Source organism: Klebsiella sp. HMSC16C06 (assembly GCF_001808325.1).
Classification (GTDB): domain Bacteria; phylum Pseudomonadota; class Gammaproteobacteria; order Enterobacterales; family Enterobacteriaceae; genus Klebsiella; species Klebsiella variicola.
In genome coordinates this window covers 76,595-93,903 of record NZ_KV793012.1, presented here as the reverse complement: position 1 = coordinate 93,903, position 17,309 = coordinate 76,595, and the positions used below count along the sequence as shown (strand labels likewise).

The 17,309-nt window shown below is 59.2% G+C and carries 15 protein-coding genes and 1 other annotated feature; of the genes, 8 read left to right on the top strand and 7 right to left on the bottom strand.

All coding sequences use genetic code 11. The features are described 5' to 3' along the window. Positions 1–112: 112 nt before the first annotated feature. A complete protein-coding gene (gene gcvA, locus HMPREF3142_RS19290; protein WP_032691360.1) occupies positions 113–1,012 on the bottom strand; it encodes a transcriptional regulator GcvA in 900 nt (299 codons plus the stop codon). A gap of 111 nt (positions 1,013–1,123) precedes the next feature. Between gcvA and HMPREF3142_RS19285 the strand changes: the two genes are divergently transcribed. Then, positions 1,124–2,032: a DMT family transporter gene (locus tag HMPREF3142_RS19285; RefSeq protein WP_064142474.1), complete on the top strand. Its 909-nt coding sequence runs from the start codon at positions 1,124–1,126 to the stop codon at positions 2,030–2,032. 21 nt (positions 2,033–2,053) lie between these two features. Here the strand turns inward: HMPREF3142_RS19285 and HMPREF3142_RS19280 are convergent, their stop codons facing one another. Further along, positions 2,054–2,674, bottom strand: a complete 621-nt coding sequence (locus HMPREF3142_RS19280; protein WP_008807778.1) for an L-threonylcarbamoyladenylate synthase — start codon at positions 2,672–2,674, stop codon at positions 2,054–2,056. A 16-nt stretch (positions 2,675–2,690) separates the two neighbouring features. Then, positions 2,691–3,554, bottom strand: coding sequence for an RNase RNM (gene rnm, locus HMPREF3142_RS19275; RefSeq protein WP_070612350.1), 864 nt, complete (start codon positions 3,552–3,554; stop codon positions 2,691–2,693). A gap of 159 nt (positions 3,555–3,713) precedes the next feature. Continuing rightward, positions 3,714–3,809: a sequence feature (Trp leader region), on the top strand. Between the two features lie 34 nt (positions 3,810–3,843). On the opposite strand from rnm, the gene HMPREF3142_RS19270 reads away from it, so the two are divergent. From HMPREF3142_RS19270 to trpA, 5 genes are read left to right on the top strand one after another with little or no spacing between them, the layout of a single operon-like run. Further along, positions 3,844–5,406 (top strand): anthranilate synthase component 1, encoded by a 1,563-nt coding sequence (locus HMPREF3142_RS19270; protein ID WP_012542057.1) that lies wholly within the window; start codon positions 3,844–3,846, stop codon positions 5,404–5,406. Beyond that, positions 5,406–7,001: a bifunctional anthranilate synthase glutamate amidotransferase component TrpG/anthranilate phosphoribosyltransferase TrpD gene (trpD, locus tag HMPREF3142_RS19265; RefSeq protein WP_004148109.1), complete on the top strand. Its 1,596-nt coding sequence runs from the start codon at positions 5,406–5,408 to the stop codon at positions 6,999–7,001. Before HMPREF3142_RS19270 ends, trpD begins: the two co-directional genes overlap by 1 nt. 3 nt (positions 7,002–7,004) lie before the next feature. Further along, entirely contained in the window at positions 7,005–8,363 is a 1,359-nt protein-coding gene (gene trpCF, locus HMPREF3142_RS19260) for a bifunctional indole-3-glycerol-phosphate synthase TrpC/phosphoribosylanthranilate isomerase TrpF (protein ID WP_070612348.1), read from the top strand. A gap of 9 nt (positions 8,364–8,372) precedes the next feature. Next, the gene (gene trpB, locus HMPREF3142_RS19255; RefSeq protein ID WP_012968449.1) at positions 8,373–9,566 is read left to right on the top strand and encodes a tryptophan synthase subunit beta; all 1,194 of its coding nucleotides are present in this window, start codon (positions 8,373–8,375) and stop codon (positions 9,564–9,566) included. After that, positions 9,566–10,375 (top strand): tryptophan synthase subunit alpha, encoded by an 810-nt coding sequence (gene trpA / locus HMPREF3142_RS19250; RefSeq protein WP_002901728.1) that lies wholly within the window; start codon positions 9,566–9,568, stop codon positions 10,373–10,375. The genes trpB and trpA overlap by 1 nt, the downstream gene beginning before the upstream one ends. A gap of 218 nt (positions 10,376–10,593) precedes the next feature. On the opposite strand, the gene HMPREF3142_RS19245 is transcribed toward trpA, so the two are convergent. From HMPREF3142_RS19245 to HMPREF3142_RS19235, 3 genes are read right to left on the bottom strand one after another with little or no spacing between them, the layout of a single operon-like run. Continuing rightward, positions 10,594–11,853 carry a glycerate kinase type-2 family protein gene (locus tag HMPREF3142_RS19245; protein ID WP_070612346.1) on the bottom strand — a complete coding sequence of 420 codons (1,260 nt, stop codon included), beginning with the start codon at positions 11,851–11,853 and terminating at the stop codon, positions 10,594–10,596. 2 nt (positions 11,854–11,855) lie between these two features. Next, complete coding sequence (locus HMPREF3142_RS19240; protein ID WP_064170172.1) at positions 11,856–12,944, bottom strand: tartrate dehydrogenase; 1,089 nt, start codon at positions 12,942–12,944, stop codon at positions 11,856–11,858. Positions 12,945–12,958: 14 nt separating this feature from the next. Beyond that, positions 12,959–14,269 (bottom strand): MFS transporter, encoded by a 1,311-nt coding sequence (locus tag HMPREF3142_RS19235; RefSeq protein ID WP_023322425.1) that lies wholly within the window; start codon positions 14,267–14,269, stop codon positions 12,959–12,961. 128 nt (positions 14,270–14,397) lie between these two features. On the opposite strand from HMPREF3142_RS19235, the gene HMPREF3142_RS19230 reads away from it, so the two are divergent. Continuing rightward, positions 14,398–15,306: a LysR family transcriptional regulator gene (locus HMPREF3142_RS19230; RefSeq protein ID WP_008807770.1), complete on the top strand. Its 909-nt coding sequence runs from the start codon at positions 14,398–14,400 to the stop codon at positions 15,304–15,306. 43 nt (positions 15,307–15,349) lie between these two features. On the opposite strand, the gene HMPREF3142_RS19225 is transcribed toward HMPREF3142_RS19230, so the two are convergent. Continuing rightward, positions 15,350–15,808, bottom strand: coding sequence for a MarR family winged helix-turn-helix transcriptional regulator (locus HMPREF3142_RS19225; RefSeq protein WP_008807769.1), 459 nt, complete (start codon positions 15,806–15,808; stop codon positions 15,350–15,352). Positions 15,809–15,882: 74 nt separating this feature from the next. On the opposite strand from HMPREF3142_RS19225, the gene HMPREF3142_RS19220 reads away from it, so the two are divergent. Next, positions 15,883–16,830 (top strand): quinone oxidoreductase family protein, encoded by a 948-nt coding sequence (locus HMPREF3142_RS19220; RefSeq protein ID WP_070612344.1) that lies wholly within the window; start codon positions 15,883–15,885, stop codon positions 16,828–16,830. Positions 16,831–17,309 lie beyond the last annotated feature (479 nt).

The window sequence follows — 17,309 nt, the reverse complement described above, 5'->3', positions numbered from 1 at the left end:
ACTTCGTCGGGAAAGCTTCTGTTCGCCGCGCCCCGTCTTTAGTATGGAACAGATTTTCCTCATTCTCCTGTGCCCATTCACGCATACGGATCTTTATCGGACAGCGCCCCCCTCACTGCGCGCCCTCCTCAACAACAGCCGGGCGCTGGCCGAGCAGCCAGTCGCGAAAACAGCGGTTGGCAGGCGCCAGCAGCGCGGTCTCGTGGTAAACCAGATGATAGGCCAGCGGACAGGCGATGGGCTGCGCCAGAGGATTAACCAGCCGCCCCTGCGTCAGCGCAGACGCTATGAATGAACGTCGCAGTAATGCCATCCCCATACCAGCGAACGCCGCCTCCGTCACGCCGTTGGAATCAGTGAACACCGGACCGCGGCGCGCGCGGTCCGGCTCCAGCCCCACGGCCTCACACCACAGCGCCCAGTCTTCACGATGCTCATCGTGCAGCAGCGGATACTGCAGCAGATCGCCCGCACCGGCGAGGGACCGGCGCGGAGCAATCAGTTGCGGACTGCAGACCGGGATAAGGTCGTCATCCAGCAGGCGGTAAGCCTGCAGTTCCGGCCAGCCGCCGACACCATGACGCACGGCAAAATCGATCCCTTCACTCAGCAAATCTACTCGCCGGTTGGTGGTGCCGATCTGGATCTCAATCTTTGGATAACGTCGTTCAAAATCAGCCAGCCGCGGCAGCAGCCACTGAATGGCGAAGCCGCTGGTACAGCTGAGCGTCACCTTTTCTGGCCCCGCGGGCACCTGCAGGCGCTGGGTGGCGGCGGCTATCTGGAGAAAGGCGGGCTGAACGGCCCGCAGGTAGATCTCCCCCACCTCCGTTAACTGTAACTGTCGGGGAGTACGAATAAAAAGCGGGGTATTCAGCGCTTCCTCGAGGCGGGCAATTTGCTGGCTGACGGCGCTTGCCGTAACGCAAAGCTCACTGGCGGCCTGCTTCAGACTAAGCAGCCTTGCCGCCGCTTCAAAGCAGCGCAGCGCATTCAGCGGTGGAAGTTTCATCGACATGGCATCTCAGTTAAGAATAACTTAATCATGTAAGCATAACGCGTTTGTCGGACGCTGCACGTGAGTTCTACAGTTGACTTCCTTCGTGAATACAAGGAGTCAATCATGCGTGTTATCGACTATGGCCGCCTGCTGCTGCTCGCCGCTCTCTGGGGCGCCAGTTTTTTGTTTATGCGCATCACCACCCCGGCCTTCGGGGCGATGATCAGCGCTTTTCTTCGCGTACTGTTCGCCGCTATCGCGCTCGGGCTGTTACTCGGCGTGCAGGGTAAATGGAGCGGGTATCAGGGAAAATTCATATCCACTCTGAAGCTGGGGGTCATTAATTCAGGCCTTCCTTTTCTGATGTACTGCCTTGCCGCACAGTGGCTGCCGGCAGGGTACTCCGCCACGCTCAACGCCACGGCGCCGATGATGGGAATGCTTATCGGCGCGTTATGCTTTGCAGAACCGTTAACCCTGCGCAAAGGCGGCGGCGCGTTACTGGGCGCCATTGGCGTGGCAGTTATTGCGCGCCCAACCTCCAGCCTCAGCGCCGCCCTCCTGCTGCCAGGGATCGGGGCCTGCCTGATCGCGACCGCTTGTTACGGTCTGGCCGGCTTTCTGACCCGCCGCTGGATCCAGCAGCGGGGCGGCCTTGAGGCTGAGCGCGTTGCGTTGGGCAGCCAGGTCGGCGCCACGCTGTTTCTGTTGCCTTTCTTTCTCTGGTCAGGCTGGTATGGTCCGGTCATAGACTGGCGGCAGAGCCTGCCGTGGATAGCGATAGTCATGCTGGGCGTGGTCTGTACGGCAGCAGGGTATATTCTCTATTTTCGCCTGATTGCTGATATAGGACCGCTGCGTTCGCTGTCCGTGACCTTTTTGATCCCACCTTTTGCGGCGCTGTGGGGCTATTTGTGCCTCGGAGAGACCATACAAAAAGGGCTGATTCTCGGCGCACTGCTGATCGGTCTGGCGCTGTGGTTGATTGTCGTGCCGTCAGGAAGGAAACGCGGGGTGCCGGGCGGAGCATGAACCACCGCCCGACGATGACGATCAGAGGAAAGGCTTCACGTCGCCGACGCCTTCGCGCAGCACCACTGGGGTATCTTCCGTCAGGTCGATAACCGTGGTCGGCTGCTGCCCGAGGAAACCGCCGTGAATGATGAGGTCCACCACTTTCTCCAGACGATCTTTGATCTCTTCCGGGTCGGACTCGGTAAAGTCGCTGCCGGGCAGCATCAGCGACGTGGACAGCATCGGTTCGCCTAAAGTCTCGAGCAACGCCTGAGCAATAGGGTTAGACGGGACGCGCATGCCGATGGTTTTACGTTTCTCCTGCAGCAGCCGGCGCGGCACTTCTTTGGTCCCCTTGAGGATAAAGGTGTAGTTGCCCGGCGTGTTGTTTTTCATCAGACGAAACGCCACGTTGTCGACAAAAGCGTAGGTTGACAGCTCGGACAGATCGCGGCACATCAGGGTAAAGTTGTGGCCGTCAGGCAACTGACGGATACGGCAGATCCGCTCCATCGCGCCCTTGTCTTCAATTTTGCAGCCCAGGGCGTAGCCGGAGTCGGTCGGATAAACGATCACCCCGCCCTTACGCACAATCTCCACCGCCTGGTTAATCAACCGCGCCTGCGGGTTATCCGGATGGATATAAAAAAACTGGCTCATACTTCCCTCTCAATTTTTATTCGGCGGCCGCTTCCCAGCTGTGCCAGACGCCTTCCACGCCGGCAGGAAGCCAGAGCTTACGGCCAAGCTCGATCCACGCACAGGGCTGATGAAAATCGGAGCCCAGTGACGCCAGCAGACCAAACTGCACGGCCAGGGTGGCCAGCTGGGCGCGTTCATGGGGCGCCTGCTGACACTGGGCCACTTCCATGGCATCACCGCCCTGCTCGCTAAAGTGGGCCAACAGCCGCTTCAACCACTTGGCGGAGAGATCGTAGCGCCCGGGATGGGCTATCACCGCCTTGCCGCCAGAATGATGAATGACATCAATCGCTTGTTTTATTGTACACCACTGCGGCGGCACGTAACCGGTTTTCCCGCGGGCAAGGTATTTTTTGAAGACCTCCGCCATGTTTTTCGCATGGCCGGCCTCCACCAGAAAACGGGCAAAATGGCCGCGGGTGACGGCGCCACCGTCCGCCAGCCGCAGCGCCCCTTCCCAGGCGCCAGGGATCCGCGCCTTCTCCAGACGCTCGGCAATCATCTGGCCCCGCAGCTGGCGTCGCGCTTTCTGCTCCTCCAGCAGCGCGGTCATCGTCGGGTGCGCAATATCAATATTCAGACCCACGATATGTATTTCGTGATTCTCCCAGAGCGTCGAAATCTCGACGCCGTTTACCAGCGTTAAGGGTAATCCGGCACGGGCGATCTCTTCCCGGGCGGCCGGGATCGCCGCCACGCTGTCATGGTCGGTGATCGCCAGGGTGCCTACGCGCATCTCATGGGCGCGATGGACCAGTTCCTGCGGAGTCAGCCGCCCGTCAGAGGCGGTGGTATGGCTGTGCAGATCGTAAATCACTGCGTATTGGCTGTCGCTCAAAAGGACTCCTGCTGGACATCAACGTAAATAAGCGCATTATCATACCGACAGGCAGAGAAAATCTGCAAACAAGGGTTGACTTTATTCCATTGAACTAGTTAACTAGTACGCAAGTTCACATGAAGGGGTATCACGATGAAAATGCACTTTATCACTCTGCACAGCTGGTGGCGCACCTCCTGATAACGGGCGGCGTGATCGCGTTTTGCATTCAGCATACAGATACCCGGCCCGCCAATGAGCGGGCTTTTTATTGGACAAAAAATAATACGAACAGGCGAGAACAATAATGCAAACATCCAAACCGGCACTCGAGCTTCTCACCAGCGACGCCATCTACCGGGAGAACCCGACGGCGTTATTCCACCAACTGTGTGGCGCCCGTCCGGCCACGCTGCTGCTGGAATCCGCTGATATCGACAGCAAAGATGACTTAAAAAGCCTGCTGCTGGTCGACAGCGCGCTGCGCATCACCGCTCTTGGTGACACTGTCACTATTCAGGCACTTTCCGCTAACGGCGCCGCGCTGCTGGAACTGCTGGACGGCGCGCTGCCCTCCGGGATCGCCAATCAGCGCCAGCCCAACGGCCGCATCCTGACCTTCCCCGCGGTCAGCACCCTGCTCGATGAAGACGCCCGCCTCTGCTCACTGTCGGTGTTTGACGCCTTCCGTCTCCTGCAGGAGCTGGTGACCGTCCCGGCCAACGAGCGTGAAGCGATGTTCTTCGGCGGCCTGTTCGCCTATGACCTGGTCGCCGGCTTTGAAGATCTTCCACCGCTGCAGAGCGACACCGCCTGCCCGGACTACTGCTTCTATCTGGCTGAAACTCTGCTGGTCATCGACCATCAGACTAAGCATACCCGCATTCAGGCCAGCCTGTTCACCCCGCTGGAGAGTGAAAAACAGCGCCTGGAGCAGCGCCTGAGCCAGCTGCGTCAGCAACTGAACGAGCCGCCGGCGCCGCTGCCGGTTACCACTGTGGCCGAAATGCAGTGCGACGTTGACCAGAGCGATGAAGAGTACGGTGCGGTGGTGCGCAAAATGCAGCGCGCGATCCGCGCCGGGGAAATCTTCCAGGTGGTTCCTTCCCGTCGCTTCTCGCTGCCCTGCCCGTCGCCGCTGGCCGCTTATGATGTGCTGAAGAAGAGCAACCCCAGCCCGTACATGTTCTTTATGCAGGACAACGATTTCACCCTGTTCGGCGCCTCGCCGGAGAGTTCGCTGAAATATGACGCCGTCAGCCGTCAGATTGAGATCTACCCGATCGCCGGCACCCGGCCACGCGGCCGCCGCGCCGACGGCTCGCTGGATCGCGATCTTGACAGCCGCATCGAACTGGAAATGCGCACCGACCATAAAGAGCTTTCCGAACACCTGATGCTGGTGGATCTGGCGCGTAATGACCTGGCCCGCATCTGTACCCCGGGCAGCCGCTATGTCGCCGATTTAACGAAGGTTGATCGTTACTCCTTCGTGATGCATCTGGTCTCCCGCGTGGTCGGCGAACTGCGTCAGGACCTCGATGTGCTGCACGCCTACCGCGCCTGCATGAACATGGGCACCCTCAGCGGCGCACCGAAGGTCCGCGCCATGCAGCTGATTGCCGCCGCCGAAGGTAAACGCCGCGGCAGCTACGGCGGCGCGGTGGGCTATTTCACCGCCCACGGCGACCTCGACACCTGCATCGTCATCCGTTCCGCCTACGTGCAGGAGGGTATCGCTACCGTCCAGGCCGGAGCCGGCATTGTGCTCGACTCGGTTCCCCAGTCGGAAGCGGATGAGACCCGAAATAAAGCCCGCGCGGTGCTGCGCGCCATTGCCCAGGCCCATCACGCGAAGGAGATTTTCTGATGGCTGACATTCTGCTGCTCGATAATATCGATTCTTTCACCTATAACCTGGCAGACCAGCTGCGGGCCAATGGTCATAACGTGGTGATTTACCGTAACTCCGTCCCGGCGCAGGCGCTGATTGAGCGTCTGGGCACCATGGACAACCCGGTGCTGATGCTCTCCCCGGGCCCGGGTACGCCGAGTGAAGCTGGCTGCATGCCGGAACTGCTGACCCGTATGCGTGGCAAGCTGCCGATCATCGGCATCTGCCTCGGTCATCAGGCCATTGTTGAAGCCTACGGCGGCTATGTCGGCCAGGCGGGCGAGATCCTCCATGGCAAAGCATCCAGCATTGAGCACGACGGCCAGGCTATGTTTGCCGGTCTGGCTAACCCACTGCCGGTGGCGCGTTACCACTCGCTGGTTGGCAGCAATATTCCCGCCGGGCTGACGATTAACGCCAATTTCAACGGTATGGTGATGGCGGTGCGTCACGATGCGGACCGGGTGTGCGGCTTCCAGTTCCATCCGGAATCGATCCTTACCACTCAGGGCGCACGGCTGCTGGAGCAGACCCTGGCCTGGGCGCTGCAGAAGCTGGAGCACACTAACACCCTCCAGCCGATCCTTGAGAAGCTGTACCAGGCGGAAACCCTGAGCCAGCAGGAGAGCCACCAGCTGTTCTCCGCCGTCGTGCGCGGTGAAGTGAAACCTGAGCAACTGGCCGCCGCGCTGGTCAGTATGAAAGTGCGCGGCGAGCAACCGCAGGAAATTGCCGGCGCCGCCACCGCGCTGCTGGAAAACGCCGCGCCGTTCCCGCGCCCGGACTACCTGTTTGCTGACATCGTCGGCACCGGTGGCGACGGCAGCAACAGCATCAATATCTCCACCGCCAGCGCCTTTGTCGCTGCGGCCTGTGGATTGAAAGTGGCGAAACACGGTAACCGCAGCGTCTCCAGTAAATCAGGCTCTTCTGACCTGCTGGCGGCCTTCGGCATCAATCTCGATATGAACGCCGATAAGTCCCGCGCGGCGCTCGATGAGCTGGGGGTTTGTTTCCTGTTCGCGCCGAAATACCACACCGGTTTCCGCCACGCGATGCCAGTCCGTCAGCAGCTGAAGACCCGCACCCTGTTTAACGTGCTGGGGCCGCTAATCAACCCGGCGCATCCGCCGCTGGCGCTGATTGGCGTCTACAGCCCGGAACTGGTGTTGCCGATCGCCGAGACCCTGCGCGTGCTGGGCTATCAGCGCGCGGCGGTGGTGCACAGCGGTGGGATGGATGAAGTCTCGCTGCATGCGCCCACGGTGGTCGCCGAACTGCATAACGGGGAAATCAAAAGCTATCAGCTGACCGCTGACGACTTCGGCCTGACGCCTTACCATCAGGCGCAGCTGGCGGGCGGCACGCCGGAAGAAAATCGTGACATTCTGACGCGCTTGCTACAAGGTAAAGGTGAAGCCGCTCACGAAGCCGCCGTCGCCGCCAACGTCGCCATGTTGATGCGTTTACACGGGCATGAAGATCTGAAAGCTAACGCTCAGCAGGTACTGGATGTGCTGCACAGCGGCGCGGCCTATGACAGAGTGACCGCCTTAGCGGCAAGAGGGTAAAGAATGCAGACCGTTTTAGCAAAAATCGTTGCCGACAAAGCGATTTGGGTAGAAGCCCGCAAACAACAACAACCATTAGCCAGTTTTCAGAATGAGGTCGTTCCGACGCAGCGCAATTTCTATGACGCGCTGGCCGGCACCCGCACCGCGTTTATTCTCGAGTGCAAAAAGGCCTCGCCGTCGAAGGGGTTGATTCGCGAAGATTTCGATCCGGCGGCGATCGCCAGCATCTACAAACACTACGCCTCGGCGATCTCAGTGCTGTGTGATGAGAAATATTTCCAGGGCAGTTTCGATTTTCTGCCGATCGTCAGCAAGGTCGCGCCGCAGCCGATCCTGTGTAAGGACTTCACCATCGACCCTTACCAGATCTACCTGGCGCGCTACTATCAGGCCGATGCCTGCCTGCTGATGCTCTCGGTGCTCGACGATGAGCAGTACCGCCAGCTCTCCGCGGTGGCGCACAGCCTGAATATGGGCGTGCTGACCGAAGTCAGCAATGAAGAGGAGCTGGAGCGCGCCATCGCCCTGAAGGCGAAGGTGGTGGGCATTAACAACCGCGACCTGCGCGATATGTCGATTGACCTTAACCGCACCCGTCAGCTGGCGGCGCGTCTCGGCCCGGATGTCACGGTGATCAGCGAATCCGGCATCCATACCTATGCTGAAGTGCGCGAGCTGAGCCACTTCGCCAACGGCTTCCTGATCGGCTCCGCCCTGATGGAGCAGGCGGATCTGGAAGCGGCGGTTAAACGCGTGCTGCTCGGCGAGAATAAAGTGTGCGGCCTGACGCGCCCGCAGGATGCCCAGGTGGCCTGGGAGTCCGGCGCCATCTACGGTGGCCTGATTTTCGTCCCGACTTCGCCGCGGGCGGTGAATGACGCCCAGGCCAAAGCGGTGATCGCCGCAGCGCCGCTGCAGTACGTCGGCGTGTTTCGCAATGCGCCGCTGGACGAGGTGGTCGCCCGCGCGCAGGCTCTGGGGCTGGCCGCCGTGCAGCTGCACGGTGATGAGGACCAGGCCTATATCGACGCGCTGCGCGAAGCCCTCGCGGACAACGTCCGTATCTGGAAAGCGCTGAGCGTTGGTGAAACCCTCCCGGCCCGTACGCTCCGCCATGTCGACAAGTACCTGTTCGACAACGGCCAGGGCGGCAGCGGCCAGCGCTTTGACTGGAGCCTGCTGCAGGGCCAGGATCTGCGCAACGTCATGCTGGCGGGTGGCCTGGGTGCCGATAACTGTGTGGAAGCGGCCAAAAGCGGCTGTGCCGGACTCGATTTCAATTCAGGCGTAGAGTCGCAACCCGGGATGAAAGACGCCAGCAAACTGGCCTCCGTATTCCAGACGCTGCGCGCATATTAAGGAGCAATAATGAGCACTTTACTGAACCCCTACTTCGGCGAATTCGGCGGCATGTATGTGCCGCAGATCCTGATGCCCGCCCTGCGCCAGCTGGAAGAAGCCTTTGTCAGCGCGCAGAAGGACCCGGCCTTTCAGGCGGAATTCACTGACCTGCTGAAAAACTACGCCGGACGTCCGACGGCCCTGACCAAATGCCGGAATCTGACCGAAGGTACTCGCACCACCCTGTACCTGAAACGCGAAGATCTGCTGCACGGCGGCGCGCACAAAACCAACCAGGTGCTGGGCCAGGCCCTGCTGGCCAAACGGATGGGCAAAACCGAAATTATCGCCGAGACCGGCGCCGGTCAGCACGGGGTCGCCTCAGCGCTGGCCAGCGCCCTGCTCGGCCTGAAATGCCGTATCTACATGGGCGCCAAGGACGTCGAGCGCCAGTCGCCGAACGTCTTCCGTATGCGCCTGATGGGCGCCGAGGTGATCCCGGTGCACAGCGGCTCCGCCACGCTGAAAGATGCCTGTAATGAGGCGCTGCGCGACTGGTCTGGTAGCTACGAGAAGGCGCACTATATGCTGGGCACCGCCGCCGGTCCGCATCCGTTCCCGACCATTGTACGTGAATTCCAGCGCATGATTGGCGAAGAGACCAAAGCGCAGATCCTCGAAAAAGAGGGACGTCTGCCGGACGCGGTGATCGCCTGCGTTGGTGGTGGGTCAAACGCCATCGGCATGTTTGCCGACTTTATTGATGAAACCAACGTCGGCCTGATCGGCGTGGAACCGGCCGGGCACGGTATCGAAAGCGGCGAGCACGGCGCGCCGCTGAAGCATGGCCGCGTGGGGATCTACTTCGGTATGAAGTCGCCGATGATGCAAACCGCCGACGGCCAGATCGAAGAGTCTTACTCCATTTCCGCCGGGCTGGACTTCCCGTCCGTTGGGCCGCAGCACGCGTTTCTGAACAGCACCGGTCGCGCTGACTATGTGTCGATCACCGACAACGAAGCGCTGGACGCGTTTAAAGCGCTCTCCCGCCACGAAGGGATTATCCCGGCGCTGGAGTCCTCTCACGCTCTGGCCCACGCGCTGAAGATGATGCGCGAGAACCCGGAAAAAGAGCAGCTGCTGGTGGTTAACCTCTCCGGTCGCGGCGACAAAGACATTTTCACCGTACATGACATCCTGAAAGCGCGAGGGGAAATCTGATGGAACGCTATGAGACGCTGTTTGCCCAACTGAAAAATCGCCAGGAAGGCGCCTTCGTTCCCTTTGTCACCCTCGGCGATCCGGGACCGGAGCAGTCGCTCAAAATTATCGATGCGCTGATCGAAGGCGGCGCCGATGCCCTTGAGCTGGGGATCCCTTTCTCCGACCCGCTGGCGGACGGCCCGACCATCCAGGGCGCGGCCCTGCGCGCCTTCGCCGCCGGAGTGACCCCGGCGCAGTGCTTTGAGATGCTGGCGGCGATCCGCCAGAAGCATCCGACCATCCCAATCGGCCTGCTGATGTACGCCAACCTCGTCTTCAGCCCGGGCATCGATGCGTTCTATGCCCAGTGCGCCCGCGTCGGCGTCGACTCGGTGCTGGTGGCCGACGTGCCGGTGGAAGAGTCCGCCCCGTTCCGCCAGGCGGCGATGCGCCATAACATCGCGCCGATTTTCATCTGCCCGCCCAATGCGGATGACGATTTACTGCGCCAGATTGCTTCTTATGGCCGCGGCTACACCTATCTGCTGTCGCGCGCCGGAGTGACGGGTGCGGAAAATCGCGCCGCACTGCCGCTGCACCACCTGGTGGAGAAGCTGGCGGAATATCACGCCGCGCCGCCGCTGCAGGGCTTTGGTATCTCCGCGCCGGAGCAGGTGAGCGCCGCCATTGACGCCGGGGCCGCCGGGGCTATCTCCGGTTCCGCCATCGTCAAAATCATCGAACGCCACCTCGATGAGCCGCAGACCATGCTCGACGAACTGAAAGCCTTCGTCCAGAGCCTGAAGGCGGCGACCAAAACCGCCTGACCGTTAGCCGCCTGGTATTGCGCCAGGCGGCGATTTCCTCGCGTTACCTTCCCCTCCATGTCATCTTGCACGCCAACACATCAGACGGAACGATGATCGACACCTTGGCGCCAGGCGATGCGCTTTAACGTGGAAATGGATGGCGGGCGGATGCCGAAGATTTGAACTATGTTGAAAGGGAAAAATATCGCTCTCCCTGGCACAGGAGAGCGATACAGTCAGGCAATCAATATTGCCCGAATATCATTGACGTTGGTTAACGTCGGGCCGGTGATCAGCAAATCATTAAGCGCGTGAAAATAGCAGTAACTATCATGGCCATCCAGATATTGCACTGCATTAAGACCGCTCAGCTTGCCGCGCGCAAGCGTATCCGGGAAGACGATCGCACCTGCGGCATCTTCTGTGCCATCAATACCATCGCTATCTCCCGCCATGGCCCAGATACCGTGTTCCCCCTGGAGCGCACAGGCCAGACTGAGTAAAAACTCGGTATTGCGGCCCCCTTTTCCAGGCGGAGTGTTGTTTACTGTCACCGTGGTTTCGCCACCTGACAACAGTACAGCAGGCCCTGAAATCGGGTGACCATACTGCTTCGCCGATTTCGCCATACCGGCCATGACCACCGCCACTTCCCTGCTTTCACCTTCTATCGCATCCCCCAAAATAAGGGGGGTGACCCCATGTTGTCGTGCGGCCAGCCCCGCCGCCGCTAACGCCATCGCCGGCGTGGCGATAAGCCTGACCTCGCCTGTCGCGGCGTTTTCCACCGGGCCGGCCGGCTGGTTTAGCCGTTCGCTAACGGGCTTCGGGATCGCAATGCCATACCGCTGCAGTACCCGGAGCGCATCACGTGGTGCGCTGTTATCGGCAACGGTGGGGCCAGACGCTACGTCCGTCGGATCATCGCCAGGCACATCGCTGATAATCAGTGATACGATGCGCGCTGGTTGCGCCATGGTCGCCAGCTTTCCGCCTTTCACCGCTGAGAGATGACGACGTACCAGATTCATCTCTTTGATGCTGGCCCCGCTATGGAGCAGGGCCCGGGTGATGGTCTGCTTATCTGCCAGCGTTAACCCCGGGGCGGGCAGCGCCATCAGCGCCGATCCTCCCCCTGAAATCAATGCCAGCACCAGATCATCGGCAGTTAAACCGCGCAGCGTCTCCACAATCAGCATTGCGGCAACCTCGCTCATGGCATCTGATACGGGATGAGCCGCCTCAATAATGCGGATGCGGCCCGCAGGAACCGCGTAACCGTAACGCGTCACCACCACGCCCGACACCGCCACATCCGGCCAGGCCGCATCCACGGCAGCCGCCATTGCCGCGGACGCTTTACCCGCACCGATCACCACACAACGGCCGCGAGGTTTTTCCGGCAGGTTAGCCAGGGTCACCGGCCCGGCGCGGGCACTGTTGACCGCATGTTGAAAGATATCCTGCAGGATCTCTGCAGCCTGTTCGTTATTCATGGTTATGCGGTCTCGGCAATGTCAGCTTTAGCGTCAATGTAGTGCACCACGGCGCGTGTCACCTCCGCGGTATTGGCTGAGCCACCGACATCTGGCGTCAGAATGCCTTTTTCACACACATACTCAATGCTTTCCATAATCAGCGCAGCGGCATGGCGTTCGCCCAGATGTTCAAGCATCTGTACCGCGGTCCAGAAAGTGGCAATGGGGTTCGCAATCCCTTTGCCGGTGATATCGAATGCGGAACCATGGATCGGTTCGAACATGGAAGGGAAGCGGCGTTCAGGATCAATATTCGCGGTCGGCGCTACGCCCAGACTACCCGCCAGCGCGCCAGCCAGATCGGAAAGGATATCGGCGTGCAGATTGGTGGCAACGATGGTATCCAGGGTCTGGGGATGCAACGTCATACGGTGCGTCATGGCATCGACCAACATTTTGTCCCACTGCACATCCGGGAATTCCTGCGCCACTTCAGCGGCAATCTCATCCCACATCACCATACCATGGCGCTGGGCGTTGGATTTGGTCACCACGGTCAGCAGCTTACGTGGACGGGACTGCGCCAGTCTGAAGGCATAGCGCATAATGCGTGTCACCCCAACACGGGTAAAGATTGCCACTTCGGTACCGACTTCTTCAGGTAAACCACGGTGCGTACGGCCGCCGTTACCAGAATATTCACCTTCGGAGTTTTCGCGCACGATGACCCAGTCAAGATCGCCAGGCCCGCGGTTGCGCAGCGGTGAGGTGACGCCCGGCAGAATTTTGGTGGGTCGCACATTGGCGTACTGGTCAAAGCCCTGGCAAATAGGCAGCCGCAGGCCCCAGAGTGTGATGTGGTCAGGGACATCCGGTGCCCCCACCGCGCCGAAGTAAATGGCATCGAATGCTTTCAGCATGTTCAGTCCTTCTTCCGGCATCATCACGCCATGTTTTTTGTAATAGTCTGACCCCCAGTCAAAGGTCTCTATATCAAATTTCAGTTGCGGATCGTGGCGCGCCAGCGCGTGCAAGACTTCAATACCTGCCGAAATGACTTCCGGTCCGATACCGTCCGCAGGGATGGCAGCAATTTTGTAGTGACGCATCGTTACTTCTCCAGTTAATGAGTATGAGGATGTGGAAGCTCTGCCGTCGGCGATTTGTTCGCTCTGGCAGAAAGAATCACGACCACGAGGGCCGAGAGCGCCAGCAATCCGGCGACAAAATACAGGCCCCAGCTGTAGCTACCGGTTTGCTCGCGGATCACGCCAATCATCATCGGGCCGACGAAACCGCCGAGGTTGCCGATGGAGTTGATAGCGGCAATGCCAGCGGCCGCAGCCGGGCCGCTGAGGAACAGGGTTGGCATGCTCCACAGAGGGGGTTTTGATGCGCTAATCCCCACGGTGACCAGCGTTAAGGCAAGCATCACGGTAAACAATGTGCTGACGTTACCGGCGTATATCAGTCCGGCCGCCGCCAGCAGGCAGGCGCCAATGACGTGCCAGCTGCGCTCTTTGGTTCGATCGGAATGACGCGCCCAGAGGATCATGGCGATGACGCCGATCACCGCCGGAAAGGCGTTCAGGAAACCAATCTCCAGCGAGGAAGCACCGAAACTGCGAATGATTTGCGGGGACCAGATGCCAAGCGTATACAGCCCGGCTGAGGTACCGAAATAGACCAGCGCCAGCGCCAGGACGCGTATATCCGCCAGTCCCCGCCATGCGCTGGAATGGCTCTGTTTTGCCGCCCGCGCCCGCTCCTCGTCTTGCATGGCGTTTTCCAGCCAGGCACGCTCTTGATCAGTCAGCCATTTGGCCTTGGCCGGACGATCCGTCAGGAAGAACAGAACCACAACACCGAGCACCAGCGCCGGGAAAGCTTCCAGTACAAACATCCACTGCCAGCCGGCGTAGCCAAGGAAGCCATGCATCTCCAGCAGTGCGGCCGAAACCGGCGATCCCAGTGCTGTCGACAGGGGAGCTGCGGCCATAAAGATGGCAGTGACCTGCGCACGCCTGGCGGCAGGAAACCAGTAGCTGAGATAGAGAATGATACCCGGGAAGAAACCGGCTTCCGCCACGCCGAGCAGAAAACGCAGAATGTAGAAGCTCGTCGTGCCCTGCACAAAAGCCATGCAGCCAGAGACGAATCCCCAGGTAATCATGACGCGGGCGATCCAGATGCGGGCGCCCACTTTATGAAGAATTAAGTTTGACGGTACCTCAAACAGAAAATAACCCAGGAAGAAAATGCCAGCGCCCAGACCAAAAACGGTGGGTGAAAACCCCAGGTCCTGGTTCATGGTCAGGGCGGCAAAGCCAATATTGACGCGGTCAAGGAAGGCAATGAAGTACAGCAGCATGATGAAAGGAATAATGCGCAGGGTAACTTTGCGCATCACCTTCTTTTCGAGGTCGTTATTCATGACGGGATGCTCCATAGTGATGTAGGGTTGTTATCGTTTTGTAATAATCCCAGTATGAAGTTTTGAACCGCTTTATCATCGGCACAGCTTTATATAAATAATTTGTATAATCAGGTTTTGGTGAAAAAATGGATATAAATCAGCTACGTTGCTTTGTGGTATTAGGTGATGAGCTTCACTTTGGCCGGGCTGCCCGTAAACTCGAAATGATGCCTGCGTCACTGAGTCGCTTCATCAAACTGCTGGAAGATGATTTGGGGATCAGGCTACTGAATCGATCGACCCGCAACGTGTCGCTAACACCTGAAGGCGCCGCCTTTTTAAATGAGGCCAAAACGGTCATTGCTGATTTCGATGCGCTACGGCAGCGATTCCGGAAAAATAGCCTGTTGCAGAAAAGAACGTTGCGGATCGGGGCTATCGACAGCGCAGCCAAAGGATTACTTCCTGAATTGCTTAATCTTTTCGTCAGGCGTTTTCCTGAAGCAGATATTCATCTTACAGAAGATAAATCTCACAAACTTATCCCCCGACTCATTTCAGGGTGGCTGGATGTGGTTTTTGTGCGCCCGCCGGAACACATTGATGCCATGCTGACAACGCGATTTATCGCCAATGAAACTTGCGTGCTCGCCGTGCCCACTAACCACCGGCTGGTCAGTTATGATGAAGTCAGTATCGATGACTTTCGGTACGAGCCTGTTATCTTGCCGGAAAGACGCACCCGGCGTCACAGCCATGACCTGACAATGAATATTTTCAAGGAAGGTGGCAGCATGCCTGTTATCGCGCAGTATGCTGAAGAGAAGCAGACTATCCTGAGTTTTGTTGCCGCAGGACTCGGCATTGCTCTGGTGCCTGCGTCCTATAAAGACATGAATGCGGACGGCGTGAAATACCTTGCGCTCACGCCCAAAAAACATATCGAAGGCCTTCCCCTCAGCGCGATGTGGCATCAGGGAAATAACAATATCTATGTACGATCCCTGCTGGAGATACTTTCCGACAACATCGACGAGCTGACCCGTGATTTGTGACGAACAAGATGATTGTTGCGCCAGGGCGGCAGCACGCGAGAATTTAGCTCGGTTGCTGCAAACTGTCGGCGTATTTGCGCGTTAAGCGAAACAGCGCCTGCACTTCATCTTCCGGCCACTGCGCCAGCACCTGATTCATTAACCGCCGCCGCGCTACCGCAATACTGTCGATCATCTGTTGTCCGCTGGCGCTAAGCGTCACTTCACTGATCCGTCGGTCATGACGGTTAGGTTGCTTACAGGCGAGTCCCTGGGCTTCCAGTTTTTTCACCTGGCGGCTGACGGTGGTGTAATCGCGCCCTAAATGATCCGCCAGCTCAACCACCCCTACCGGGCCATGGCGCCCTACCGCCACCAGCAGCGGAAACAGCATCTGTTCCAGCTGGACGCCGGCCGCCTGGAGGATCTGCTCGTCGCGCAGCGGCTGGTTCATCACGCTGATGATATCCAGTAGCGCGCCGTGAAAGTCGGTAATGTCGTAGTCATTATGTGCATCTTGCATATATTAATTTTCCGCGTATAGTGCTGCAAAACAATATGTGTATTTTACACATAATTCCCGACAGGAGATAATTTATGAAAGCAGCCGTGGTTTTTGACCTCGCAGAAGGCCCGGTTTGGGCCGATTTTATCGACCCGCAGCCCGCGCCCGGCCAGACGCTCATTGACGTCCGCGCCGCCGCGCTGAGCCATGTGGTTAAGGCCCGCGCATCCGGACGCCATTACAGCTTCGACGGCAATCTGCCCTTTGTGCCCGGTATCGATGGCGTCGGCACCACACCTCAGGGCCAGCGCGTCTATTTCGCCTTCCCCACCGCCCCCTTCGGCAGTATGGCGCAGCAGGCGCCGGTTGCCCTGCAGAGTTGCCTGCCGGTGCCGGATGCGCTCGATGATGTTAGCGCCGCGGCGATGGCCAATCCCGGCATGTCCGCGTGGGCGTCTCTGGTGACTCGCGCCCAGATCCAGGCCGGTGAAACGGTGCTGATTAACGGCGCCACCGGCAGCGCCGGTCAGCTGGCGGTGCAGATTGCCCGCTATCTGGGAGCGAAAAGAATCATTGCAACCGGACGGAATGCGCAGACGCTGGCGGCGCTGGACGCCGATGAGTGTATTCAGTTAACCGCTGATGATAAAACCTTGAGCGGGCAATTTTCAGCGACCAGCGCTGCGCAGATTGACGTGGTCATCGATTACCTGTGGGGACACAGCGCGGAAGTGTTATTGCCGGCCCTGGCGAAATATACCCCAGCCGGCAGACCGGTGCGCTATGTGCAGGTGGGGTCCCTGGCTGGCGCCGATATCGCGTTAAATGGCGCAGTTCTGCGTTCCGCACCGCTCGTGCTGATGGGCAGCGGTATCGGTAGCCTGTCGATGCCGCAGCTGCTGGCGGCGACGGGTGAAATGCTGCAGGCGGCGGTGCCGGGTAAATTCACCATCGCCACCACCCCGCGGCCGCTGCAGGAGATCGCGGCGGCCTGGCCGCGGGACGACAGTCAGAAGCGTACGGTTTTCACCCTCGGATAAAAAATCGCTTCCGCACAAAAGATGGGGTTGATATCTTAAATGAGAAATATTATCTTTCTCATTACTGAATAGTTGAGTAAATAACTCAGGTATTCAGTACGACATTGCTCACATTGCTTCCAGTATTTTTGCCCGCACTTGTGCGGGCTTTTTTTTACTGGCGACACACCTCACGCACCTGTTGCCGCAGCCAGCAGTGGCCCGGCGCTTGCTCCAGACGACATACGGCGCGGCATTGTTCTCCGTCACGCGGCGGGAGAACGCTCGCTGGTCGTCCCCCCAATAACGCGGTCGCGGAACAGTGCCTGCAGAGGGATCGGTGGGCCGCTATTTTTCATTACACCAATTTCCAGAACGGCGTTCTCCTCGCGCAGAAGGAGGGCATCTTTTATGCCAAAAACCACGAAGCGCCGGGTTAGCCCTGGCGCCTGTCACCTCGCGGAGCGGCCTGTCACCGGCCTCTTCCAGCCGCTCTTTTG

Coding starts and splice junctions, on each gene's coding strand:
- gcvA (WP_032691360.1), bottom strand. CDS start 1,012: ATGAAACTTCCACCGCTGAATGCGCTGCGCTGCTTTGAAGCGGCGGCA.
- HMPREF3142_RS19285 (WP_064142474.1), top strand. CDS start 1,124: ATGCGTGTTATCGACTATGGCCGCCTGCTGCTGCTCGCCGCTCTCTGG.
- HMPREF3142_RS19280 (WP_008807778.1), bottom strand. CDS start 2,674: ATGAGCCAGTTTTTTTATATCCATCCGGATAACCCGCAGGCGCGGTTG.
- HMPREF3142_RS19270 (WP_012542057.1), top strand. CDS start 3,844: ATGCAAACATCCAAACCGGCACTCGAGCTTCTCACCAGCGACGCCATC.
- trpD (WP_004148109.1), top strand. CDS start 5,406: ATGGCTGACATTCTGCTGCTCGATAATATCGATTCTTTCACCTATAAC.
- trpCF (WP_070612348.1), top strand. CDS start 7,005: ATGCAGACCGTTTTAGCAAAAATCGTTGCCGACAAAGCGATTTGGGTA.
- trpB (WP_012968449.1), top strand. CDS start 8,373: ATGAGCACTTTACTGAACCCCTACTTCGGCGAATTCGGCGGCATGTAT.
- trpA (WP_002901728.1), top strand. CDS start 9,566: ATGGAACGCTATGAGACGCTGTTTGCCCAACTGAAAAATCGCCAGGAA.
- HMPREF3142_RS19245 (WP_070612346.1), bottom strand. CDS start 11,853: ATGAATAACGAACAGGCTGCAGAGATCCTGCAGGATATCTTTCAACAT.
- HMPREF3142_RS19240 (WP_064170172.1), bottom strand. CDS start 12,944: ATGCGTCACTACAAAATTGCTGCCATCCCTGCGGACGGTATCGGACCG.
- HMPREF3142_RS19235 (WP_023322425.1), bottom strand. CDS start 14,269: ATGAATAACGACCTCGAAAAGAAGGTGATGCGCAAAGTTACCCTGCGC.
- HMPREF3142_RS19230 (WP_008807770.1), top strand. CDS start 14,398: ATGGATATAAATCAGCTACGTTGCTTTGTGGTATTAGGTGATGAGCTT.
- HMPREF3142_RS19225 (WP_008807769.1), bottom strand. CDS start 15,808: ATGCAAGATGCACATAATGACTACGACATTACCGACTTTCACGGCGCG.
- HMPREF3142_RS19220 (WP_070612344.1), top strand. CDS start 15,883: ATGAAAGCAGCCGTGGTTTTTGACCTCGCAGAAGGCCCGGTTTGGGCC.